Origin of the sequence: Hymenobacter sp. YC55, assembly GCF_029433095.1 — a bacterium.
Classification (GTDB): Bacteria; Bacteroidota; Bacteroidia; order Cytophagales; family Hymenobacteraceae; genus Hymenobacter.
Genome location: NZ_JARNTX010000001.1, coordinates 862,807 through 885,070, shown reverse-complemented (window position 1 = coordinate 885,070; position 22,264 = coordinate 862,807). Strand labels below are relative to the sequence as shown.

Genomic DNA, 22,264 nt, shown 5'->3' with positions numbered 1-22,264 from the left:
ATGGTGTGGTCCAAATTTAATTACTGAGCACCATGCAAGACTTTATGAGTTATTGGGGAGTTCTGGTGTCGGTGTTAACGGCGGGCTCAGCTGGCGTGCTGTATTTCATCAAAAGCTGGCGAGATGTTGAAACTCTTAAAGAACACCGGCGCGCGCAGGAAATGCAGATTGCTGCTTTGCTGGAGAAGGTAGACGGATACCAGATGGCCGCATTGGCGCGGGAGGTAAAGCACAAGCAGGCTTTTGAAATCAAATTACAAGAACATCGGACGGAGATGGCCCGGGAGGTAGCGGTAGGCCGCCGCGAAAGCGCAAACTCGGTGCTACGGCTACACGAACGAGTGGAAGCTTTAGATAAACTGCTATCGGTTTCGGTGGAGCGGCAGAATCAGTTGATGGACTCGACACGGCGCCAAGAGGTTCGTAGCGAGCGGGTAGAACAGATTTTGTGGCGGGCCAATACTAGGCTCAACGAGGAATAATATTCAACAGATCTTGAAATAAGTCGGCGTTGTGCGGGCACATCGAGTGGAGCTTCGCTCCTGCTCTGCTACGCCTTTTCCATTCATTTTTCATCAGCACTGCCATGAATCAGCACCAGAATCTAACTCTATGGGACCGGTTGAGACTGCCTACCCCTCAGTTTTTTCGCAAAGTTCGCGCTATAGGTTCCGCCCTAGGCGCCTTGGGATTGGTACTTACTACCACGCAAGTACCATTGCCCGCTATTGTTGTAACAATAGGCAGCTACCTTATTCTGGCTGGCTCGGTGGCTGCCGCAATATCGTCGGTGGCAGTGGAGCCAGAAGCCGGCAGCAGAAGTTTAACACCTCCTACCCCACTTGGCCAGCCCCCACAGCCCACTCCTTCCAACGCCTTACGACTATGATACAACGCCCTTTTCAAGTGTCTGCCCTTCCTTAGCGCATGCCAAACTCACAAACGCTATTTTCAATGACATGTAATTGATGATGTACACTGCATAAATTTCTAGTACATCTGTTGTAATTACAACTATATCCTTTATTATTGCCAATAAATATTGAACACACAACGAGTAACCTGACTGAAAACTAACGCCCTAGCACGACACCTTACAACATAAACGCACCAAAATGGAATTGCACGAACGATTCGCTGCTTTTATAGCCGATAAAGGTATTACCGTGAATCAGCTAGCCAAAGAGTTGAGCTATGATAGGCCCGAAAAGCTGTATTCCATTTTGCGCCAACGCAACAAGCCTAGCTATGAAACCTTGTTGGACATACTCACGCGCTACCCCGAGTTGAGTGCCGAATGGCTTATCCGAGGACAAGGCACTATGTATATAAGCGCTCCTACAACAGATGTTGAAGTAGGAATTGAAGTAACCAAAAACCTGCCTCTACGCACCGACAACGGCCGTACCCTGGTAGTTACTACCGACACCAAGGGCAAGGAAAACATGTCGTTGGTACCTATTCCGGCGCAAGCTGGCTATAGCCGCCAGTTCAGCGACCCATCTTTTGTAGAGGACCTCGTAAAGTTTACTATTCCTGGCTTTCCTATTCAAGGCGGACGGGCGTTTGAGGTGGAAAGTGACAGTATGATGCCCATTATCCGTCACAAAGACATGGTGCTGTGCAGCTACGTAGACAAGTGGACCAACCTAGCGCCTGGTTACCCCTATGTGGTGGTGATGGAGAACATGATTATGGTGAAACGCATCAACGCACCCATCTTACACGCCGACGACATCGTGGAGCTTTATTCCGACAACTCCCACTACCAAGTACACCGGGTAAAAGCGGAGGACATCCGGGAGATTTGGCTGGTGCGCGGAATTCTCACTTCACAGATACCCGCCAACAACCGTGAAGTGCAGGACCGCTTGATTGAAATGGTTGGGTTTATGACCAACAACACCGAGCACCTTCAGTTAATGACCATGGAGATGCTACGCATGATCCGTGAAACGCAGGCTGGTGCTAAAAAGCAGTAGATAGTTGCCGCACCTGCCCAGAAACAAACTGAGCGCGACAGAAATGCTGATTTTAGCGTTTCTGCCGCGCTCAGTTTGTTTTCAGCTTAATCAGAGCTTGCGACTACTCAGTAGACTCTTTGATGCCGTACTCGTTTTACCGCTCCAACTTGAAGCCAGGATCTACTGGTGGCCGCTCGTTTTGGTTAGCCACGGCCCAGCCGGTCAGGTAAATCCAGCGGGTGACGCCGGCCAGTTTGGTGATGTTGATGCCCGCTGGCTCATCTTTAGGGGTGTGATAATCCTTGTGCAGCAGCGTGGTGTAGCAGATAGAAGGAATATTCAAGCGGGCGTAGGACAGGTGGTCGGAGCGGAAGTACCAGCCTTCGGGATGGGTTGGCTTGTCCCAGAGCGTATCGAGCTTGAACTTCGGGCTGGCTTGGTTGGCTGCCAGCGCAGTGGCTACCAAATCTTTGGAATTGCGGTGAGGCGGCTGCGAGCCAAGCAGGGCAGCGCTGTCGGGGACATTGCGACCTATCATTTCGGCGTTCAGCACGGCCACTATCGACTCTTTGGGTACTGTGGGATTAGCCGCGTAGTAGCGCGAACCTAGCAGGCCCCGCTCCTCGGCCCCGTGGTACACAAACAGCGCCGAGCGGCGCCCTGGTTTCTGCACAAAAGCTCGACCGATGGCCAGCAAAGCGGCGCAACCGGTGGCATTGTCGTCGGCGCCGTTCCAGATGGAGTCGCCGGCTACGGCTTTGCGCACCCCGTCGTGGTCTTGGTGGGTGCTGAACAGCACGTTTTCGGCTTTCAGTTTGGCATCGGTGCCGGGCACTTTGGCTACAATATTGACGGATGGATAGCTGAAGCTTTCCACGTTGAGGGTAGCCGTAAGCTGCTGGCCAGGCTGGCGCACCCACGACAGCGCATCAGCAGGCAACCAAATGGTAGGCGCCTGCGCCACTACAGTTACGTTGGGGCCGCCGGGCAAGTCATAACGGCCCCGCTCGTAGCCGGTAGTCCACCGCTCGTAGTAGAATTGAGCTTGTGCATTCGACACAAACACCACCGCCGCGGCACCGGCCTTTACCAGCTCCGCCGACCGGTCGCGCATGGTACCGGTCAGGAAGCGCCGATAGCTCAATTCAGCCGGCCCGGTACCCGAGAAAAGAATAGCTACTGCCTTCCCTTTCACATCAACGTTCGCCATTTCGGCAGCGGTACCCGTGCCCACATATACCAATGGCGCATTTACCGAAGCAATGCCAGGCGCCAAAACCATAGCATCTTGGCCGTGGGTGAGCTGGTGAGTACCAATGCGCAGCGTACTATTTTTGGTGAGGCGCGTGCGCTGAATGTGAAAGAATTGGAAGTAGGTGCCATCGTCGCCGGCGGGTTGGAGGCCGCTGGCCCGCAGCTGTTCGGCTATCCACATGGAGGCTCGAAGTTCATCGAGCGTACCACCTTCGCGGCCACGGAAATGGTCACCACCGATAGCAAATAAGTCGCGCTTCAGGTCGGCCTCTTTAATAGCGGTGCGCTTGTCGCCGGTGAAAGGATTGCGTTGCGCAGTAGCTGCGCCGCCAGTTAGTAAAAGGGTACTTAAGCAGCCAGCGGCTGCTACGTGCGAAAGGAAATTTCTTGTCATGCAGGCAAAATAAGATGCTTTAGCTTCTGCCGTACGCAGCGGCTGGCATCTGGTTGGAACGGTAATGTGAGGACTAGTAGCCTTGCGGTTGAAGGCTAGTTTACTAGTTTCCCTTTAAATGCAAGAGTGGTTACCAGTTGCTACTGGTATAGCCAAACCACCCGTCATGCTGAGCTTGTCGAAGCATCTCGCGTGCTGATGTTAGATTAGTAATCCAGCGTCAGCACGCGAGATGCTTCGGCTGCGCTCAGCATGACGGTCAGGGCAAACAAGGATTAAGCAGAATCACTTCTGGCCCTTAGTTGGAGAATGAAGCGAGTTTTCTAGCTTCTAGTGTTGGTATGTTACTTCACCAAATTCACCAGATTGTCTCGCAGAAACAGCATCATGGCGCCGTAGGTGTAGTCGCGGTTGGCTTTCTTGGCGAGGCTGTGGCCTTCGTCTTTGGCCATGATGTACCAGACTTTGGTACCCTGCTTCTTTAGGCCGTCCACCATTTGTTCGGATTCGGAGAGGGGCACGCGCGGGTCATTTTTGCCTTGGTACACCAGCATGGGCTTGGTGATGTTCTTGATCTTGTTGATGGGCGAAATTTGCTCGAATACGGCTTGCATGGCCGGGTCCCGCTCGTCGCCGTACTCCACCCGGCGCAGATCGGCGCGGTAGGAACTGGTGTTTTTCAGGAACGTGGTGAAGTTGCTGATACCAAACAAATCGACGCCGCAGCGCATGCGGGCGTTGTAGTTGGTCATGGTGGCCAGGCACATATAGCCGCCGTAGGAGCCGCCGTACACGCCGACCCGCGTGGCATCGAGGTCAGGCTGCTTGGCTATCCAGTCGAGCAGCGCACCAATGTCGCGCACCGATTCTTCGCGCTTGGGCCCGTTGTCGAGCTTGAGGTAGGTTTTGCCGTAGCCACTGGAGCCGCGCACGTTGGGCACTACCACCGCAACGCCAAGCTCGTTTACCAAGAGGTTGATTAGCGGGCTGAAATTGGGCAGCGATTGACCCTCCGGGCCGCCGTGGATACTAAGCAGCACGGGCGTTTTGCCGGTTGCATTGCGCGGACGGTACACGAAAGCCGGAATCAGGCGGGGTTTGCCGTTTACCTGGTCGAAGGTGGGATACTGAATCAGCTCAGGCTCCACAAAACTGGCCGGGTTCAATCCGCCGACTTCGCTGGTGGTCCAGCGCGTGAGGGCTTGCGTGGCGAGATTTACCACGTACACGTCGGAGCTGGAGGTGGGGGTGCCGAAGCTTACGGCCAGCTGTTGGTTGTCGTCGTTGAGCTTGAAGTTGCCAATGACGCCTTTGGGGATGTTCGGAACAGGCTGGTATTGCCGGGTTTTGGTGTCGAGCACGTAGAGCTTGTAGTAGCCACCTTCGTTGGTGGAGAAGACGAGCTTGCTACCATCTTTGCTTAGGTCTGTGCCTTCCACGTCCCAATTGATGGCGGCCGTGAGCGGAGTCTGCTTGCCCGTTGCTAAATCATAATAGCGCAGGGTTTGAAACTCAGTGCCTTCGTCGGAAGTCAGGAACAGGCCTTTGCCATCCTTGGTGAAGTTTACCCCACTGTAGGCTACCGGCGTGGACGTTGGATGCAGTCGTTCCATCTTGCGGGCAGTTACATCAAACCGGTACAGCTCACTTTCATTGATGGATTTGTAATTGGCCAGAATCATCTGCTTGCCATCGTCCGACCAATCGGCCACGCCCCAACCGCCGCCTTTTAGCTCGGCCAGCATGGTGGGCTTGGCATTGGGCTTGAAATCGAGGCTGTAAAGGTCGAGGTCGGTGCCGTTGCGCTGGTTGCTGGTGAAGGCTAGTTGCGTGCCCGCCTCATTCCAGCTTTGCAAATTGTTGCGGCTCTTGCCATCGGTCAGCAGCCGCGACTGGCCATTACCGAGGTCGAAAAAGTAGATCTGGTAGTTTTCGTTGCCGCCGATGTCGCGGCTGTAAAGGAAGCCGTTCTGCTTTTTATCGGGCGCTACTTGTACTGCCCCAAGCGGTTCCTTGAAGAAGGTAATCTGGCGCCGGTCGGCGCCGGGCGCGGCTACGTGGTGAATCTGCGGTACCTCCGCGAAGCGCGTCGAGATATACAGGCCCTTACCGTCCCGGTCCCAATCGGCGAAGCTCGCGCCCCGCACGTTCTGGTATTGATCGACGCGCTCCAGCAGGTCGGCGGGTAAGGCCGGGATGCCATCTACCACCAGATTGCCGATTTCCTTGCGGTTGTCCTGCGCCCAAGCTGGCGCGGATAAGGCCGCTAGCAAGCCTATTGAGAGTAAGTGTTTCTTCATAGCAACAAGTTGAGGTTCGCCTTCCCGGAGTTGCTTTTAACTGCCGAGCTGGCTAGAGTTTAAGAAAAGACCTTATTAGTCCAATATACTAGAGTCTGTGGACAGTCAGTAACACAGAGCCTTTTGCACAAGTGCGGCCGAAGCATCATGCGTCCTTATGCTGTGATGCTAACTGTCATGCTGAGCTTGCCGAAGCATCTCGCGTGCTGACGTCTGATTACTACTCCGGCGTCAGCACGCGAGATGCTTCGACTTAGGCTGCGCCTTCGCTCAGCATGACGGTCTTTTTAAATTAGAACCGGTTTTTACTGACTGACCACACAACCCGATTGACTATGCTATTGACACAAGTTGATTAAGGGTCTCTGAAGGCTGAGCATGAAGCGGACCCACTAGAGGAGGCGAGCCTTGCAAGCTATAGCGTTGTTGGTTTTGGCATTAGCGGCGCTCTGCGTACTATTGCTTTCCTATTATTCGTCCGGTTTACGGACGTGCTGTTGTTTATTTATGTCTTCTTATACTCCTGGTTTACACGTGCTGGCCACGTTTACGGCGCCGGTACAACACTTAACCAACGCTGTTGCCTGCCAGTCGTTTTTCAACGAGCAGATCCGGGCGTTGCAGCTCACCAAAGTGGGTGAAGTCTACCACACATTTCCCAATGGCAGCTTTACGGCGGTGGTCGGCCTCACGGAGTCGCACCTGAGCGTGCACACCTGGCCGGAATACGGGCTGGCCACCTTCGACGTGTTTTTGTCGAACTTCCAGCGCGACAATTCGGCCACCGTGCGGCAGCTCTACGCAGAAACCCTGCGTTTTTTCGAGGGCACTGAGCAAACCAAAACGGAGGTGCGCCGATGAGTGAAAATCTACAATCTACCGTGGCCCCGGCGCAACTTGAATGCCCAAAGTGCAACGCCACCATTGGCTACTTTGACACCAAGAATAGTTCGTTTTTCGTCTGCCCAGCGTGTCGCACTTTGTTTGAGGCACAGGGGTTGCTTCCACCGCGCATCATCAATGGATTCAAAAAAGTCTGAAATCCAGGCTGCCTCTGTCGGTAGGGGCAACCGGTACGCTTTTCGGCGATGAATACCGCGTGGTGGGAGCTATGGTGAAGAAAGAAACCCGAAGCTCCGCACAATGGGTGGAATACATGCTGTTCCAGCAAGCTACGGGAGCTACAGCGCAGTTGGCTGTGTACGAGGGGCACTGGATGTTCATTCAGCCTACTGACAAACAGTTTACAGTAACTACTCCATCCCAAGCCGGACAGCATAGCTACGTTGACACCTTACTAGGCACCTATCAGATTTACAACCGCTACTCACCTCACATACTTTATGCAGTGGGGGAATTTGACTGGAACATTCTGGATGATCAAAAGCTGGTAATCACTGAATTTATCTTGCCACCGTTCATGCTAGTGCAGGAGCAGCAAAAATCTAGCGAACGGGTCAACTGGTATAAAGGAGAACATTTGGAGCCCGCTCAAATAGAAGCAGCTTTCCAAGTAGACCCAAGCCGTTTTCCTCGGCGCAATGGCGTGGGCGCGATTCAACCAGCACCTGGTGAAGGCAACTGGCCCGCATTGAAATGGTTTGCTTCACTGATGGCCTTGGCAGTAGTGATTACGCAGTTGCTGCTCCTGTTTGTGAAGCCCGAGCGCCTATTATTACAACAGCAGTTCAGCAGCCAACCTACTACCCTGGACAACGCCGCTACGGCCACTGCAGCAGGCAGCAACAATGTTATCGTAACACGCTCTTTCGAGGTCCAGGGACCGGCTGCCCTAGAGTTCGACTTACGGTCTTCGCTGAGCAATCAGTGGGTGGAAGTGCCTATTACGTTAGTAAACGAGAATACTGGCGTGAGCTACGAATTCACAAAGAGCTTAGAATACTATTCTGGCGTGGAAGATGGCGAAAGCTGGAGCGAAGGCAACAAGCAAGACGATGCTATGTTGGCAGGCATCCCGTCGGGCCGCTATCATCTTAATATTTACCCTATTTCGGATTTCGGCACCAGCCTGCTTGTTGACCTGAAAGTATCGCAGAATACCCCCTTGCACTCTAATGCGGTGCTGGCTTTGTTGGTTCTATTGGTCTATCCTGGCATTCAGTTTTTTCGGCGCTATAGCTTCGAGCAAACCCGCTGGCTTAACAGTGACTATGGGCCACAGGAAGCAGATTAACTATCCTCCTTTTACCACCCTTTCGCATGAAATTCCTGCGTGAATTAAGCAGTATTCGTTACTATGTCTTGGCCGCCGCCCTGGCTTACGGCACGTTTGTATGGGCTGGCTTACGAGGCATACGCTTCCTCGGCGACGACAACGAATATACCGAGACGCTTAATGGCAACGGCAGCCATGGCTCTGGTGGCCATGCTCGCTTCTTTCATAAGTGAGATGGTGACTTTACAACTTACTGAGTCGGCTATCCAAATCATATTACTGGCACAAATTGAATAGCCTGTCCAGGAAGCTATCAAGCTGCTGAATCACAATTTCACTACCTCACCACTTCACCTCTATGGAATACCTCAACTTCAAGCTTATTGCTGCTTCCGTTATCTACTCGGTTTTAGGCATTATTATTCTTGTTATCAGCTTTTATCTCTTCGAAAAGTTTACGCCAGGTACGCTGCGCAAGGAAATCATGGAGGAGCATAACAACGCTTTTGCGTTGGTAAGCGCGGCTTTCATGATTGCCGTGGCTCTGATAATCAGCGCGGCTATTCATGGTTAAGGAGCCGGTACGCCGCACCGGGCGCAAAACCGCTGCCGCGGCTTCGGGCGCGCCAGCCCGGCCAACCGCTGCGGAAAGCCAAGCGGCGCTGTTGTTGGGCTCCGTGTTCGTCATTGCTACGTGCGGCCTGATTTACGAGTTGATTGCCGGCACCCTGGCCTCGTATCTACTCGGCGACTCGGTCACGCAGTTTTCCACCATCATCGGGGCCTATTTGTTTTCGATGGGCATTGGGTCGTGGCTGTCGCGCTACTTGGGCGGGTCGTTGCTGAAGTGGTTTATCCGGTTGGAGATATTGGTGGGGCTGGTGGGTGGCTTTTCGGCGCCACTGCTGTTCGTGCTGTTCGAGTACGTCACGTCGTTCCGCTTGATTTTGTACACGCTGGTAGGCTTTACCGGGATATTGGTGGGCCTGGAAATTCCGCTGCTGATGCGGATTCTGGAGAACCGCTACGAGTTTAAAGACTTGGTGTCGCGGGTTTTCACTTTCGACTACATCGGGGCGCTGCTGGCCTCGCTGATTTTTCCGCTGGTGCTGGTGCCGCAGCTGGGGTTGATGCGGACCTCGTTGCTATTTGGCGCGCTGAACGTGGTAGTGGCGGGCGTGGCGCTGTTTCGGTTCCGCGAAACGCGGCCGTACCGACGGGGCTTTGCGGGTGGGCTGTTGGTGGCGCTGCTGGCTTTGGGCGTCACCTTCGCGTATTCCGAGCGTATCCAGAGCTATACCGAAACCCTGGCTTTCCAGGACCAGGTGATTTACAGCAAGAGCACCGTGTACCAGCGGCTGGTACTCACCAAGAATAACCGTGAGCTGCGCCTGTTCCTCAACGGCAACCTACAATTCAGCTCCCAAGACGAATACCGCTACCACGAGGCGCTGGTGCACCCGCTGCTGCAAGGCTTACCCAACGCCCGCCGTATCTTGGTGCTAGGCGGCGGCGACGGCCTGGCCGTGCGGGAGTTGCTAAAGTATCCGCGCCTCCAACAAATCCGCCTCGTCGACCTCGACCCGGGCATGACGCAGCTATTCCAGCGCAACGAAATCTTGGCGCAGCTCAATCAGCGCGCTTTGCTCGACCCTAAAGTGGAAGTTGTCAACGGCGACGCTTACCAGTGGATTCGGCAGGATACCGCTCACTACGACGGTATTGTGGTGGACTTTCCCGACCCCGGCAACTACTCGATTGGCAAGCTGTACAGCACCGCTTTCTACCGGGCACTGGAACAGCGGCTGGCGCCTGGTGGCCGGGTGGTAGTGCAAAGCACCTCGCCTTACGTGGCGCGGCAATCGTTTTGGTGCGTGGCGCATACGCTGGCCGCGGCGGGTTTCCATACCATTCCCTACCATTGCTACGTGCCCTCTTTTGGGGAATGGGGCTACGTACTGGCGGGCCGCAACCCCCATTGGCGCCCCGATGCTAGCCCGTTGCCCACCGGCCTGCGCTTCCTGACGCCCGCCACCCTGCGCCAAATGCTTTACTTCCCGCCCGATATGGCTGAAGTGCCAACGGAAATCAACCAGCTAAACAACCAGGCCCTAGTACGGTACTTCGAGGAAGATTGGGGACCTTACTCACACTGATACTCACCTATCATTCAACGTGTTTTAGCCCCGCAAAGGGCGCAGTGTTCTATACCAGTTCAGCATGGCTTTTAGAGCTCAAAAACGACAAGCTAGCCCCCCCTCTCCTCAAGAAAGGGGGCTAGGGGGTGAAGTCCCGCGGCGCACGTTTCTACAACGGGCTGGCCTAGGCGTAGCCGGGGTGCTGCTGGCCCCTACCGGCTTGCTCGAATCGTGTGCGCCGGGTACGATGCGGGCCCATATTCAGGGGGCGCTGCACGGTGCGAACCACGCCACCGGCCATTTGCTGCGTCAACCCGAGAAATTGCCGCCGCCTACCCGTACTGTACGCACCGAGGTATTGATTATTGGTGGGGGCGTGGCCGGGCTAGCCGCACGGCGCGAACTGCACCAGAAAGGTCAAACTAACACGCTGCTACTCGAACTAGACGAGCGGGTGGGTGGCAATGCATCCTCGGGTCAAAACCAAGTTTCTGCTTACCCGTGGGGCGCCCATTACCTTCCTGTTCCGGACTCCCGCAATAGCAAGCTTATTGCTTTTCTACGGGAAGCAGAGGTGATAACCGGGTTTGCGGCGGATACCAGCTTGCCTATTTACAACGAGTACTATCTCTGTCACGACCCCGAAGAGCGCCTCAGCATCCACGGGCATTGGCAGCAGGGTTTGGTGCCCGATGCCGGCGTACCAGCCGCCGACCGCGCCGAAATAGCTCGGTTTTTCAAGCTAATCGAGGAGCTAAAGCAAGCCCGCGGTCAGGATGGTAAAGAGGTGTTTGCGATTCCCTTAGATCATTCTTCCGCTGACTCCACTTACCGCCAACTCGACACCATTTCCTTTGCCGATTACCTCACGCAGCACGGCTACGTTTCGCCCTACTTGCGCTGGTACCTCGACTACGGCTGCCGCGACGACTACGGCGCACCTGCCGCCGCAGTATCAGCGTGGGCAGGGCTGCACTACTTTGCTGCCCGCAAAGGGCGCGCCCATAACGCCAGCGCTTCTGATGTCCTGACCTGGCCCCAAGGCAACAACTTTCTGATCGAGCAATTACGCCAACAGGCTGCCGCCCCCATCAGCACGGGTATGGTGGCCTATCAGCTGCGCGAAACCGCTACGGGAGTAGATGTGCTAGCGTATGACGTAGCCGCCCATCAAACCGTGCGCGTGGAGGCACGGCAGGTGCTGCTGGCTACGCCGCAGTTTGTTACGCAACGGTTGCTAGCCGGCCTAGCCGATGCTCCAAGCTCCCTCCTGACGCCTTATCATGCGCCGTGGGTGGTGGCGAATCTGACCGTAGATGGTCTGCCGCAGGGCCCCGGCCAGCCGCTTTGTTGGGACAATGTGCGCTACGGCAGCACGTCGGTAGGCTACGTGAATGCCAATCACCAGAACCTAAGCCTACGCTCCGACGGGGCTAAGGTGATTACTATGTACTGGCCACTGTGCGACGAACTACCCGAAGCTGCCCGGCGCCGCGCGTACCAAACCAGCTACGATGAGTGGGTAAAACGCCTGCTCGCGGAGTTGGAAATTATGCATCCGGGCGTTACGCACCACGTTCGGCGGGTTGATGTGTGGGTGTGGGGCCACGGCATGGTGGCCCCCACGCCTGGCTACTTGTGGGGCCGGGGCCGAGCGGCAGCGGCTCAGCCCTGGCGCAACAAGGTCTTCTTCGCCCACACCGACCTCAGCGGTATTTCTATCTTCGAGGAAGGATTTTATCAAGGCATACGGGCGGCCCACGAAATGCTGGCTGTATTGTAGCTGGCAAGCATCCTTGTCATTCTGACGCAGGAGGAATCTGAATTATTTATTCCGACGATTTATACTCAGATTCCTCCTGCGTCGGAATGACAGCCATTGTTTAAATATTCTCTAGGCCGGCTTCTACGGCATAGAAGCCGGTCGGTCTATCAGCTTTAGCTATCTACCCACTTAGCAATTAGTTTTCGTGCATCTTTCTCACTCCACTCAGCCTTGGATTCGTTCTGCCCGCTTCGATGGGGCGTTTATCCTGTTGCCGCCGTTCTTGGCGCTGCTGGTGGTGTTGGCCCTACCGGCGCAGTTTCGTACTACGTCCCAAATGCCGCTTTGGGGATGGGTGATTCTAGTCGTACTGATTGATGTGGCGCACGTGTACAGCACGCTGTTCCGCACGTACTTCGACCCGGCGCGTCGGCGCCAGTTTCGGCAGCTACTGTGGTTGGTGCCGCTGGTCTGCTACGCAACGGGTGTGGCGCTGCACTACGCTGGAAACCTGCTGTTTTGGCGGGTGCTCGCGTATCTGGCGGTTTTCCATTTCATCCGACAGCAATATGGATTCCTGCGCTTGTACTCCCGCCACGAAGCCTCCAGTTCCGGCGCCCGCACCCTTGACACCCTGCTGATTTATTACTCCACGCTCTACCCACTGCTGTACTGGCATCTTTCGCCGCCGCGCAACTTCAATTGGTTTATTGCTGGCGACTTTGTACAGCACGACTTCCCCCTCGGCCGACTAGTAGCCACGGTGGTGTATGTTGGGTTAATTGGCGCCTACCTACTCAAGGAAACGAAGCTATGGCGGCGCACTCACACTTTCAATCTGCCCCGTAATCTGTTGATGGTAGGCACGTTGGTATCGTGGTATTTCGGCATTGTGCAATTCAACGGCGACCTGGCATTTACCCTGCTCAACGTGGTAGCACACGGCATTCCTTATTTGGCTTTGGTATGGACGACCAGTCAGCCTACCTCCACCGCGCATTCTGCCGCCCGGATAGGGTATTGGTGGACGGGCCGCTACGGCTGGTTGCTGTTCTTGGGTGTCTTATTCGGCTTGGCATATGCCGAAGAAGGCTTTTGGGACGGCCTCGTGTGGCGTGAGCATGGCACGGTGTTCCAATGGTTCCAAGGCCTACCATCCGTAGCCAGCACCCCGCTGCTACTGACCCTGCTCGTGCCTCTATTAGCCCTCCCCCAAATGACACATTATGTGCTGGATGGCTTTATTTGGCGCCGCGCCAAAGCAAAATAAAACTCTAGCAGTTGGCTGTTAAGCAGCAACTCACACCGTCACTTCTACCAGTACCGCCGTAGAGCCGCCTTGGTCGTCGTCGGTGACGAGAAGCAGTTCGTAGCGACCGGGCGCCAAACGCCGCCGGATAGCTACGCTTTCCACTTTCCCGGTGTAGGGTTTGCCGCCGGCAAGTTGCAGTTGCGCAAAGGAAACTGGCTTGTTGGCGGGCTGGTCGAGGTCGAGCAAGCCAACAAAGCTCCCTAACACCTCACCGTCCAGAATGGCATCGGCGGTATCTTCCACGGAGGCCGTTATAAACAACTTGTCTTCATAGGTGCAGGCACCCGAGAAACCGGCTGGTTTGCCCTTGATGTTGGGCAGTTGAAAAAACTGTGGCCGCACCGTGGGTAATTGTGTGGAGCGGTGATGCAGAAAGTCGAGCGTTGCGGCCAAGGGCATTCTGAATACTAAATTGCCGGCCGTTGAACCAACCGTACGCTGGAACAACAGCAGCTCAGTGTCGGTAGCGGCGGCCGCCTCTAAGTTGAGGGTAGCACCGGCGGGCAGTAGGGTACGCAGTTGCGCATACAAGCCACTTAACGACACGGGGTGCACAGTGGCCGCCTCTCCTTGCGTGGGGGAAAGTGGCACCCAAAAGCCGTTTTCCCGCGCTGCTGTGGCCCCCGAACCGCACACCAGCAACCCCATTTCGCCGGTAGCAGTGGTGAGCGTTGTGAGGCATTCCAGGTCGGCCTTGATGGCTTTGTCTATGCGGCCGGAGCTGAAATGCGCGGTTTCAAATAGAGTCAGCGGCTTGCCGGGTACCAAGTCGGTGGCCGTAAACCGATACAGGTAAGGCGAGTCGTCGCCGATGATGTACACCGTGTCGCCTACAATTTCTACCCCGGACGCCGACGGCAGATTAGGTAAATCGAGCTGACGCAGAATGGTGGCAAGCATGGCTAATGATTAATTGCTGGTTGTTGAATGCTGATTGCTCACTGTTAATAAGCTCCGATTGGGGCCTCCCATGTAGAAGTCTAAGGTTGAGCAGCACCAACCATCAACTTACCTACTTGACAATGGTAAACTCGACGCGACGGTTAAGCTTACGGGTTTCTTCTTTCTCGTTGCTGGCCCGGGGGTGAGTACCGCCGTAGCCTACTACGCTAATACGGTTTTCCGGCACGCCCCGCATAATTAAATACCGCCGTACCTCCCCCACTCTATCCTCGGACAGCTTTTGGTTGAGGTGAGCAGGCCCTTGGTTGTCGGTGTGGCCTTCCAGGCGGATGTTCACCGTGGGGTTGTCGGCGAGGGTACGGGCCAAACGGTTCAGCTCGGCATAGGATGCGGGCAGCAGCGTGAACTTGCCTTGCGCAAAAATCAAGGTAGGCAGTTCCAAGCTGGAGCCAACCGCGGCCGGCACCAACAGCAAATCGAGCGTACGGGAACCGGTCATGCTCACGGTATCGGTGGCATTCAGGAACGTGGCACTACTGCCGAGCACTTGGTAGCGGCCGGGCGGCAGCGTGAACTGATACGAGCCGGTACCGGGCAGGCTTCGGGCGGTAGCGTTGAAAACCAGGTTGTTGTCTAGTCGAACAATCTTGACTTCGGCGGCCAGGGGTTGCTTGGTTTTTGCATTCAGCACGCGGCCGGTAAGCAAGGTGCGAGGTACCACTGTAGCCGGCACGGGAGGCGCCACAGGCGTTGCAACTACAGGGGCCGCAGAGTCGGGAGGGGCTACGGTACGTTGCACGTTGGTTGCCGTGCGGAAAATGTCGGCGGGACCGTTGGCGGTGCGAGCTGACGCATAGTAGGCCTGCTTGCCATCGGGTGTAAGCGTAAAATAGGCGTCGAAACCAGGCCCGTTGAGCTGGTTGCCGAGGTTGCGCGGCTCACTCCACTGCGTCCAGGTGTCGTCGAGGCGAGTACTCACGAAAATATCGGCGCTGCCGTAGCCGGCGTGGCCGTAGGAACTGAAATACAAGGTCTTGTTGTCGGGCGACAGCCAAGGAGCAAATTCAAACCCCGGCGAATTAACGACGCTGCCCAAGCTGCGCGGCTCACTCCAGCCCCCGTTAGTCGTTGGAGTGCTTAGGTACAAGTCGTTGCCGCCCTGCGTGTCGCCGCGCTCCAGCGAGAGCAGCAGCACCTTCTTGTCGGGCGTCATAAAGAAGGTAGTGGACGGGCCGGCTGAGTAGTAGTTCTGAATAATGAGCGGCACTGGCCGGACTCCTTTGCCACCGGAGCGAAGAACTTCGGAAACGCCTTCGTCACGGAAGCTGCCGTCTCGCTCGTAGGTACCACGCACCAGCAGCGAATTGCCTTCGGGTCCTACCACCGCCATTACGCCGTTGTTCTGAGGGGTATTCAGAGCATCTACCCGCGTAGGGGTACTCCAGGTGCGGCCTTTGTCGGAGGAAACGCTCATCCAAGCATCGCCCGATTCGGTGTTGCCTTCGGTGTTGGCCGGATAGCGCGTACGCGACAAATACAGCGCGCTACCGTCCGGCGACAGCACAGGATGCAGTTCGTTGCCGCTCGTGTTGAGCGTAGGCAACAGCTCCGGCGTTCCAAAGCCAGGTAAGTTGGGGTCTTCGTTCAGGCGCAACTGAAACAGCCGCCACTGCTGCGTGGCCCGGTTTTGGGGTCGTTGCAGTACCGCCGCGGTGCCATTAAACTTATCGGCATTGATGATGGCGGCACAATTGTTATTACCTTTTACCACCAGCTGCACGCTTCCGAAAGGGCCGCCGGGCTCTAGCTTCCACTGCTGATAAAAGCTGCCGGTAAAGGGCCGTTGCACTAGAGGCGCGTTTTCGTCGGGCTTATCAACGGTTAGGCACTTACCGCTTTGGCGGTTTTCAATGCGGTAGTATTCGCCGCCGGGCACTACCCGTACAAAGCGCCATTGCTGAGAAGCTGGGTGGGTAAATTCCCATTGCACTACGGGGGCGCCGGCCTCTTGCGAACCGCCTTGCACCTCTAAAGAGCGGCCACTACTGCGCGCCACAATACCGTACCAGCCGTTTTCGTCTAGCACCGGCACGGTAGCCTGCGCCCATAAGGGGCCGCTAGCCAGCAAAGAAATCAGTGAAACAAACAGAAACAGTAACTCACGGAAACGGGAAGACAGCATGGGCAACTAAACGCAGGGTTTAGGTTGCAAGTTAGCCCAAAAGCTAGCGTCCGTATATGCAAAGCGCCGCACCCCACAACAGGGACGCGGCGCTTACTTATTGCAGCAACAGATTATCTCTGTTTTTACTGGGCGTTATGAATGTACTTGAAGCGTACAAACCGGTCGTTTTCGTAGATAGCGGTAAAGTGGCCGCTGCTCTGCACTTTCGTTTCTTGCTTGCGTTCGGGCTTGGTAGTAGCCATAGGTACAGCAGGGTAAGAACCAGGTGTCGTGCCTGGAACGTGTACAATGAAGGAGAGAATCTTAGAGGGCATAACTAGTTTGTTTTCGTTTGGTGTGACTCAGGTTGAAGAAGGCAAAATCCTGGAATCAAGAAAGCAACTCCAAGACGGCATTTAGGCGCAACTGCACCAAATGCACAGTTCATGTCCCAAATGTAACGATATTTCTATTTGATAGAACGTTGCTAATGTATATTTTTTCATGAAAAAAATAAAATAGGTTATACATTATATATAAGCGTCTATTTCCGCCTATACGGCCTGTCTATCATCTATCTACCTTTCCCCTACTGTTCAGCCGGCATGGCTTTACCGCTTACGGCTCAGTGCCTGCCACTTGCAAGAGAAGTAGACTAGCTGAACAGCTAGGTGCTGCATCTTTCCAAGAACCTAAGCAGCACCGAAACAGTAAAACGAAAATAGGCGGCTCCTCGCTTGCCATTTATTCACTGCTACTTGTTTTCCATATCATGCGCAAAGGCACTACTGTAAGCTGGAAGTACGGCACTGGCACCGCTACCGGCAAAATCGAAGAAACCCACAAGGAAACTGTCACCCGCAAACTCAAGGGCTCCGACATCACCCGCCATGGTACTCCTGACAATCCGGCTTTCGTAATCGTTCAAGAAAACGGCGACCGGGTCATTAAGCTTCAGAGCGAAGTAAAGGAAGCGTCTAAGAGCTAAGGAAGGTTGTAAAACGCAAAAGACCCCGCTGGCTAGCCAGCGGGGTCTTTTTGTTGCTCGGTAGCGAGTATCTAGTCTTTTATAAATGCCTGCTCTTCCATTTCGGTGGGCACTACCACAATACCGCGTTGCAGCATGGAGTTGCGCTTGCCATAGATGAAGTACACCAGGAAGCCTAGCAGCATCCACCCCACGGCTACTTCCAGCGTGAAGGCGTCGAGGCCGATGATGAGCAAAGTGCACACCACTGCACCCATGATAGGCACGAGCGGGAAGCTAGGCGAAGATAGTGGCGCGCGGAACGGCCGGGGCTGGCTGGGGTCGGAGCGGCGCATAATCCACACCCCGATGCTCACCAGCACGAAGGCCAGCAGGGTACCAAACGAGGTAAGGTCGCCGGCCAGAGAGCCGGGCACGAAGGCCGCAAACAAGCCCACGAACACCATCAGCATGAGGTTGGATTTGTAGGGCGTGTTGAATTTGGGGTGCAGGTCCGAGAAGGCTTTGGGCATGAGGCCGTCCTTGGCCATCGAGAAGAACACGCGGCTTTGGCCCATGAGCATTACGAGAATAACCGAGGTGAAGCCCAGCAAAATGCCTACTGTCACGGCCGTAGCCAACCAGCCGTAGCCGGGCATGTGCGCACGGATAGCATAGGCCACCGAAGCCTCACCACCCAGAGCCGGGTCGGCAAACTCGCGCCAGTTGGCCACGCCAGTCAGCACGTGGCCGAACAGGATATAAAGCACCGTGCAAATAGCCAATGAGCCAAGAATACCGATAGGCATGTCGCGCTTGGGGTTTTTAGCTTCCTGCGCGGCCGTACTTACGGCGTCGAACCCGATGAAGGCGAAAAACACGATACCTGCGCCGCCGATAATGCCGCCCAAGCCGTGTTTGAAGAATCCTTCGTAGGTGCGTACTACTTCACCAGCGGCGTTTTTAACCACGGCATCAGCCGGAATGAGGTAGGGCGTGTGGTTGGATGGGTTGATAAACTGCCAGCCCACCGCAATAAATACTACTACGATGAGGGTCTTCAGCACCACGATAACGGCGTTGAACAGGGCTGATTCCTGCGTGCCTTTTACCAGCAACAAGCTCAGCATTACGATGATAAGCAAGGCGGGCAGGTTGATAAGTCCGTGCTGCGTCACGCCATTGATAACAGCGCTTTCGAAAGGCGAGTGGCTAAGATTATACGGTATACTGGTGCCAAAGACCTCCAAGAGTTTGTTCAGGTATTCGCTCCACGCAATGGATACCGTGGCTGCTCCTAGGGCATACTCCATGACGAGCGCCCAGCCGATAACCCAAGCCACAAACTCGCCCATGGTAGTGTAGGCGTAGGTGTAGGCCGAGCCGGCAATCGGAATCATGGCTGCAAACTCGGCGTAGCAAAGCCCGGCAAACACGCAGCCGAACGCGGCCAGCACGAAGGCCAGCGTCACGCCGGGGCCCGAAGCCTGGGCGGCAGCGGCGGCCGTACGCACAAATAGGCCCGCCCCGATGATGGCGCCTACGCCCAGAGCTACGAGGTTGCCCGCACCCAGGGTGCGCTTGAGCGCCCCGTGTCCGGAAGAATTAGCTTCACTCAGCAACTGAGTTAGCGGTTTTTTGGCGAAAATACCTGCCATATAATTTTGTGAGAAAGGGAAAGAAAGTGAGTTGGTAGTCGAAGCGGAAAAAAGCCGTCTACAAGCAGTTGCCCGGCCCCGAATATAGGCGTTTATTGGATTCGTCCGCTTCAGATAGGTCATTGTCCTAATCTTTGCAGACCAATTAAACCCAGCCGTGGCAGCGTCCTCTAAGCAGTCGTCATTAACCTCAAAGACAACTCTACCATGAAAAAGACGCTTGTTATACTAGCTGCTTTCTTTTTAACTGCCGGCGCGGCCTCGGCTCAATCCTCTGATCTAACTACTGCGGGCCGTGGCAACCGCATGGGCATGGGCCAGGGCCGCGGCGGCAACATGACGCCCGAGCAACGCGCCGACATGCAAACCCAGCGCTTAACCAAAGAATTGAGCCTCACCGCCGATCAATCGACGAAAGTTCGCACTATCGCGCTGGCCGAGAACCAGGAGTTGCAGGCCCTGCGCGCCAAGTTCTCGTCCGCCGATTCTCGCCAGGGCGCTGGCCAGGAAATGAAAGCTGTCCGCGAAAAATATGATGCGCAACTTAAAGCAGTGCTTACTCCAGAGCAGGTAACGAAATTCGACCAGATGCGCGAAGACCAGCTAGACAAGCGCAAAGACAAAATGCAGGGCGCTATGAAAAAGAAGGCAAAAGCGTAAGCAAACGCGCAGCAAATTAGATGCAAAAGCCCCGGCCTGTTTGGCCGGGGCTTTTTGCTGCCGAACTGTTTACCCTGCCGTTGCGCCTGCTTTTGCCGCAGGAGGCGCAAGCTGGTGTATAACTCCACGCGCCATAGGTTTTTCCAAGCTGTGCGTAGTATGCAGTGCGCTACGCCTTGCGCAGACTTCATGGAAAACCGCTATTTCAACACGCTGCCTCCAAAGCGCTTGCACCTTTTCGAGAATACTTTTCCCTCTACTTTCGGTTTACGTAGAATTCCACTTGCTTATATTTGAAAATATGCGTCCGGCTTTGCCTTTCCCACCCGGTTGCGCATCCACCACATTCCTCACCCCATGAGTCCTCTGCCCAGTAGTACCGCGTCGGTACAAATTCAGCAGTTTTACGATAAAGGCTTAGCGCATGCCAGCTACGCCATCCGCAGCGGCCGCCAAGTGGCCATCATCGACCCGGCCCGCGACCCCCAACCCTACTACGACTTCGCCGACGAGCACGACGCCCGCATTATTGCCGTCATCGAGACCCATCCGCACGCCGACTTTGTCAGCAGCCACCTCGAAATAGCCGAGGAAACCCACGCTACCATTTATTGTAGCCGGCTGGTGAAGGCCAGCTACCCCCACCAGCCCTTCGACGATGGCGACCGGATCAAGCTCGGCAACATGGAGCTGCACGCCATCAACACCCCCGGCCATTCGCCCGATAGCATCAGCGTACTGCTGATGGACGAGTTTGCCCATACCCGCGCCGTATTTACCGGCGACACCTTATTTGTGGGCGATGTTGGCCGCCCCGACCTTCGCGAAGCCGAGAATGTAGGCGGGCATAGCCGCGAAGAGCTTGCCGCGCAGCTCTACCACAGCACCCGCCAAAAGCTGATGACCCTGCCGCCCGCCACGAAGGTATACCCCGCCCACGGCCCAGGCAGCTTGTGCGGCAAAACCACTAGCACCGACCTCGACAGCACCATTGGCAAGGAAGTGCAGTCCAACTACGCCTTGCAACCCATGTCGCAGGACGAGTTTATTAAGGTACTGCTGGAAGACCAGCCTTTCCGCCCCAAATATTTCGGGCACGATGTGGTGCTCAATAAGCAAGGCGCGCTTCCCTTCGAAGACAGCATCCGGCGGGTGCCACGCTTGCAGCCCGATGCCGCCCTCGACCCCAAATCTCTGATAATTGACACGCGGCCGGCCGAACAATTCCGGACGGGCCACTTACCCGGCGCCATCAATCTGATGGATGGACCCAAATTCGAGACCTGGCTCGGCTCGGTAGTGGGCCCCGAAGAAACGTTCTACCTATTGGCTGATTCGCAGATTGCGCTGGATACGGTCATCCGCAAAGCGGCTAAAATCGGCTACGAGCTCAACATCAAAGGAGCCCTTGTTACGCCGCAGCAGCTCCCCGTCACGAGCCCCAGCACGGATGTTGCGCACGTTCGTGAACGGCCCGAGGACTATACGATTGTGGACATCCGCAACACCACCGAAGCCAAGCAGCCCATCTTCGAGAACTCACTGCAAATTCCGCTGCCGGAATTGCGCGAGCGGGCCCATGAAATTCCTACCAACAAGCCTGTGCTCGTACACTGCGCGGGTGGCTACCGCTCCGCGGCGGGGTCTAGCATCTTGGATGCGGCACTGCCCGACAGCGTGCAAGTACACGATTTAGGTGAGGCCGTTACTACGTTTCAGCCGCAGGTAGTTCACTAACCGTCTTACCAGCACTAAAAGCCCCGGCCCGACAATAGCTGGGGCTTTTTTTATGGTCATTTATTTCAAGGGAGCTTCAGTGGCTTGAAAATATTATCCGGCATTGGGGCCAACCAACCGATTAGCGTCGTCATTGAGTGGCAAAGAACCGTCTGTTCGGCCTTGCATTTTGCGGCGCCAATGCTGCCCTAGTGCTGGGCAGGCAGCTAACTGTGCTACTAGCTCCCGGTCGTGGCGCTGTTCGTATTTGGCAGAATTAGCACGAGCCACCGTCCATTCGGGGTGTGGGCGCTCCATGAGGCGCAGTACGTCATGGGGGCCGACCAAGCCAGGGTGTATGACCCGCATGTACCAGCCCGTAAAACCAGTTTCCTGTAGCCACTGCGAAAACAACGGCAGTTGCCAACGGCGCGCAATTTTCCAGCAGGGCGACCGTGGCTGCGAGATTTGCACCACTGCCTCACCGAAAGCCAGCACATCCCCAATGCACACGTCATCTTCGGTACACTCACCGCCAACAGTTAAGTTTTCACCGAAGCTGCCAGCCGTTAGCGGTAGGCCTAGCCTCTTGGTCCAGTAAGCGTAGTGCTGGGCTGGGTAAGCGCACAATGCCTGGTCGGGCCCGCCGTGGTTACGCTGATCAGCTTGCTCGTCGCCGGCCAGATTAAGCGTAGAAAGCCATACTGGCTCAGTTACTTCCCGCTTGAATATGGCCGAGGTCCACGCCCGGCTCAATACGTCTGGTGCATTGTGTGTTCCTAACTCCTGCGGCAATCCTACGCGCAAGGAAGTTAGCGGCCATGAAATAGCGGGGACAGAATCCGCTTGAGCAGGTGCGGTATTTTCTATGCGTTCCATTACGTCTAGTGAAT

18 protein-coding genes are annotated in these 22,264 nt (G+C 55.6%); 12 read left to right on the top strand and 6 right to left on the bottom strand.

Features of this window, described 5'->3' with window-relative positions; translation table 11 throughout:
• Window positions 1–32 precede the first annotated feature (32 nt).
• Window positions 33–482: a hypothetical protein gene (locus P1X16_RS03740; protein WP_277226477.1), complete on the top strand. Its 450-nt coding sequence runs from the start codon at window positions 33–35 to the stop codon at window positions 480–482.
• Between the two features lie 633 nt (window positions 483–1,115).
• Window positions 1,116–1,982, top strand: a complete 867-nt coding sequence (locus tag P1X16_RS03735) for a S24 family peptidase (protein ID WP_277226475.1) — start codon at window positions 1,116–1,118, stop codon at window positions 1,980–1,982.
• A gap of 136 nt (window positions 1,983–2,118) precedes the next feature.
• On the opposite strand, the gene P1X16_RS03730 is transcribed toward P1X16_RS03735, so the two are convergent.
• Together P1X16_RS03730 and P1X16_RS03725 are read right to left on the bottom strand one after the other, a co-directional pair.
• Window positions 2,119–3,612 (bottom strand): M28 family peptidase, encoded by a 1,494-nt coding sequence (locus tag P1X16_RS03730; RefSeq protein ID WP_277226473.1) that lies wholly within the window; start codon window positions 3,610–3,612, stop codon window positions 2,119–2,121.
• Window positions 3,613–3,956: 344 nt separating this feature from the next.
• Window positions 3,957–5,912 carry a prolyl oligopeptidase family serine peptidase gene (locus tag P1X16_RS03725; RefSeq protein ID WP_277226471.1) on the bottom strand — a complete coding sequence of 652 codons (1,956 nt, stop codon included), beginning with the start codon at window positions 5,910–5,912 and terminating at the stop codon, window positions 3,957–3,959.
• A 507-nt stretch (window positions 5,913–6,419) separates the two neighbouring features.
• On the opposite strand from P1X16_RS03725, the gene P1X16_RS03720 reads away from it, so the two are divergent.
• From P1X16_RS03720 to P1X16_RS03690, 7 genes are all read left to right on the top strand, one after another.
• Window positions 6,420–6,773, top strand: coding sequence for an S-adenosylmethionine decarboxylase (locus P1X16_RS03720; protein WP_277226469.1), 354 nt, complete (start codon window positions 6,420–6,422; stop codon window positions 6,771–6,773).
• Between the two features lie 163 nt (window positions 6,774–6,936).
• A complete protein-coding gene (locus P1X16_RS03715; protein ID WP_346771248.1) occupies window positions 6,937–8,106 on the top strand; it encodes a DUF4178 domain-containing protein in 1,170 nt (389 codons plus the stop codon).
• Between the two features lie 26 nt (window positions 8,107–8,132).
• Window positions 8,133–8,321, top strand: coding sequence for a hypothetical protein (locus tag P1X16_RS03710; protein ID WP_277226467.1), 189 nt, complete (start codon window positions 8,133–8,135; stop codon window positions 8,319–8,321).
• 125 nt (window positions 8,322–8,446) lie between these two features.
• Window positions 8,447–8,662: a DUF350 domain-containing protein gene (locus P1X16_RS03705; RefSeq protein WP_277226465.1), complete on the top strand. Its 216-nt coding sequence runs from the start codon at window positions 8,447–8,449 to the stop codon at window positions 8,660–8,662.
• A complete protein-coding gene (locus tag P1X16_RS03700) occupies window positions 8,655–10,244 on the top strand; it encodes a polyamine aminopropyltransferase (protein WP_277226463.1) in 1,590 nt (529 codons plus the stop codon). Before P1X16_RS03705 ends, P1X16_RS03700 begins: the two co-directional genes overlap by 8 nt.
• Window positions 10,245–10,308: 64 nt before the next feature.
• A complete protein-coding gene (locus P1X16_RS03695) occupies window positions 10,309–12,009 on the top strand; it encodes an NAD(P)/FAD-dependent oxidoreductase (RefSeq protein ID WP_277226461.1) in 1,701 nt (566 codons plus the stop codon).
• A gap of 187 nt (window positions 12,010–12,196) precedes the next feature.
• Entirely contained in the window at window positions 12,197–13,261 is a 1,065-nt protein-coding gene (locus tag P1X16_RS03690) for a hypothetical protein (RefSeq protein WP_277226459.1), read from the top strand.
• Between the two features lie 30 nt (window positions 13,262–13,291).
• Here P1X16_RS03690 and P1X16_RS03685 read toward each other — a convergent pair whose 3' ends face one another.
• Both P1X16_RS03685 and P1X16_RS03680 read right to left on the bottom strand, forming a co-directional pair.
• Window positions 13,292–14,203 (bottom strand): hypothetical protein, encoded by a 912-nt coding sequence (locus P1X16_RS03685; protein ID WP_277226458.1) that lies wholly within the window; start codon window positions 14,201–14,203, stop codon window positions 13,292–13,294.
• A gap of 112 nt (window positions 14,204–14,315) precedes the next feature.
• Window positions 14,316–16,388 carry an RICIN domain-containing protein gene (locus P1X16_RS03680; protein WP_277226457.1) on the bottom strand — a complete coding sequence of 691 codons (2,073 nt, stop codon included), beginning with the start codon at window positions 16,386–16,388 and terminating at the stop codon, window positions 14,316–14,318.
• Between the two features lie 754 nt (window positions 16,389–17,142).
• On the opposite strand from P1X16_RS03680, the gene P1X16_RS03675 reads away from it, so the two are divergent.
• Window positions 17,143–17,358, top strand: a complete 216-nt coding sequence (locus P1X16_RS03675; RefSeq protein WP_277226455.1) for a DUF2945 domain-containing protein — start codon at window positions 17,143–17,145, stop codon at window positions 17,356–17,358.
• A 71-nt stretch (window positions 17,359–17,429) separates the two neighbouring features.
• On the opposite strand, the gene P1X16_RS03670 is transcribed toward P1X16_RS03675, so the two are convergent.
• The gene (locus P1X16_RS03670) at window positions 17,430–18,995 is read right to left on the bottom strand and encodes an amino acid permease (RefSeq protein WP_277226453.1); all 1,566 of its coding nucleotides are present in this window, start codon (window positions 18,993–18,995) and stop codon (window positions 17,430–17,432) included.
• A 207-nt stretch (window positions 18,996–19,202) separates the two neighbouring features.
• Here P1X16_RS03670 and P1X16_RS03665 point away from each other — a divergent pair, with 207 nt between their 5' ends.
• Window positions 19,203–19,655, top strand: a complete 453-nt coding sequence (locus tag P1X16_RS03665) for a hypothetical protein (RefSeq protein ID WP_277226452.1) — start codon at window positions 19,203–19,205, stop codon at window positions 19,653–19,655.
• Between the two features lie 357 nt (window positions 19,656–20,012).
• The gene (locus P1X16_RS03660) at window positions 20,013–21,392 is read left to right on the top strand and encodes an MBL fold metallo-hydrolase (RefSeq protein WP_277226450.1); all 1,380 of its coding nucleotides are present in this window, start codon (window positions 20,013–20,015) and stop codon (window positions 21,390–21,392) included.
• A gap of 93 nt (window positions 21,393–21,485) precedes the next feature.
• On the opposite strand, the gene P1X16_RS03655 is transcribed toward P1X16_RS03660, so the two are convergent.
• Window positions 21,486–22,250, bottom strand: a complete 765-nt coding sequence (locus P1X16_RS03655) for an MOSC domain-containing protein (RefSeq protein ID WP_277226449.1) — start codon at window positions 22,248–22,250, stop codon at window positions 21,486–21,488.
• Between the last annotated feature and the right edge of the window lie 14 nt (window positions 22,251–22,264).

Bases quoted from the DNA above. Each gene is read 5' to 3' on its own strand.
- P1X16_RS03740 (WP_277226477.1), top strand. From the start codon at position 33: ATGCAAGACTTTATGAGTTATTGGGGAGTTCTGGTGTCGGTGTTAACG.
- P1X16_RS03735 (WP_277226475.1), top strand. From the start codon at position 1,116: ATGGAATTGCACGAACGATTCGCTGCTTTTATAGCCGATAAAGGTATT.
- P1X16_RS03730 (WP_277226473.1), bottom strand. From the start codon at position 3,612: ATGACAAGAAATTTCCTTTCGCACGTAGCAGCCGCTGGCTGCTTAAGT.
- P1X16_RS03725 (WP_277226471.1), bottom strand. From the start codon at position 5,912: ATGAAGAAACACTTACTCTCAATAGGCTTGCTAGCGGCCTTATCCGCG.
- P1X16_RS03720 (WP_277226469.1), top strand. From the start codon at position 6,420: ATGTCTTCTTATACTCCTGGTTTACACGTGCTGGCCACGTTTACGGCG.
- P1X16_RS03710 (WP_277226467.1), top strand. From the start codon at position 8,133: ATGAAATTCCTGCGTGAATTAAGCAGTATTCGTTACTATGTCTTGGCC.
- P1X16_RS03705 (WP_277226465.1), top strand. From the start codon at position 8,447: ATGGAATACCTCAACTTCAAGCTTATTGCTGCTTCCGTTATCTACTCG.
- P1X16_RS03700 (WP_277226463.1), top strand. From the start codon at position 8,655: ATGGTTAAGGAGCCGGTACGCCGCACCGGGCGCAAAACCGCTGCCGCG.
- P1X16_RS03695 (WP_277226461.1), top strand. From the start codon at position 10,309: ATGGCTTTTAGAGCTCAAAAACGACAAGCTAGCCCCCCCTCTCCTCAA.
- P1X16_RS03685 (WP_277226458.1), bottom strand. From the start codon at position 14,203: ATGCTTGCCACCATTCTGCGTCAGCTCGATTTACCTAATCTGCCGTCG.
- P1X16_RS03680 (WP_277226457.1), bottom strand. From the start codon at position 16,388: ATGCTGTCTTCCCGTTTCCGTGAGTTACTGTTTCTGTTTGTTTCACTG.
- P1X16_RS03675 (WP_277226455.1), top strand. From the start codon at position 17,143: ATGCGCAAAGGCACTACTGTAAGCTGGAAGTACGGCACTGGCACCGCT.
- P1X16_RS03670 (WP_277226453.1), bottom strand. From the start codon at position 18,995: ATGGCAGGTATTTTCGCCAAAAAACCGCTAACTCAGTTGCTGAGTGAA.
- P1X16_RS03665 (WP_277226452.1), top strand. From the start codon at position 19,203: ATGAAAAAGACGCTTGTTATACTAGCTGCTTTCTTTTTAACTGCCGGC.
- P1X16_RS03660 (WP_277226450.1), top strand. From the start codon at position 20,013: ATGAGTCCTCTGCCCAGTAGTACCGCGTCGGTACAAATTCAGCAGTTT.
- P1X16_RS03655 (WP_277226449.1), bottom strand. From the start codon at position 22,250: ATGGAACGCATAGAAAATACCGCACCTGCTCAAGCGGATTCTGTCCCC.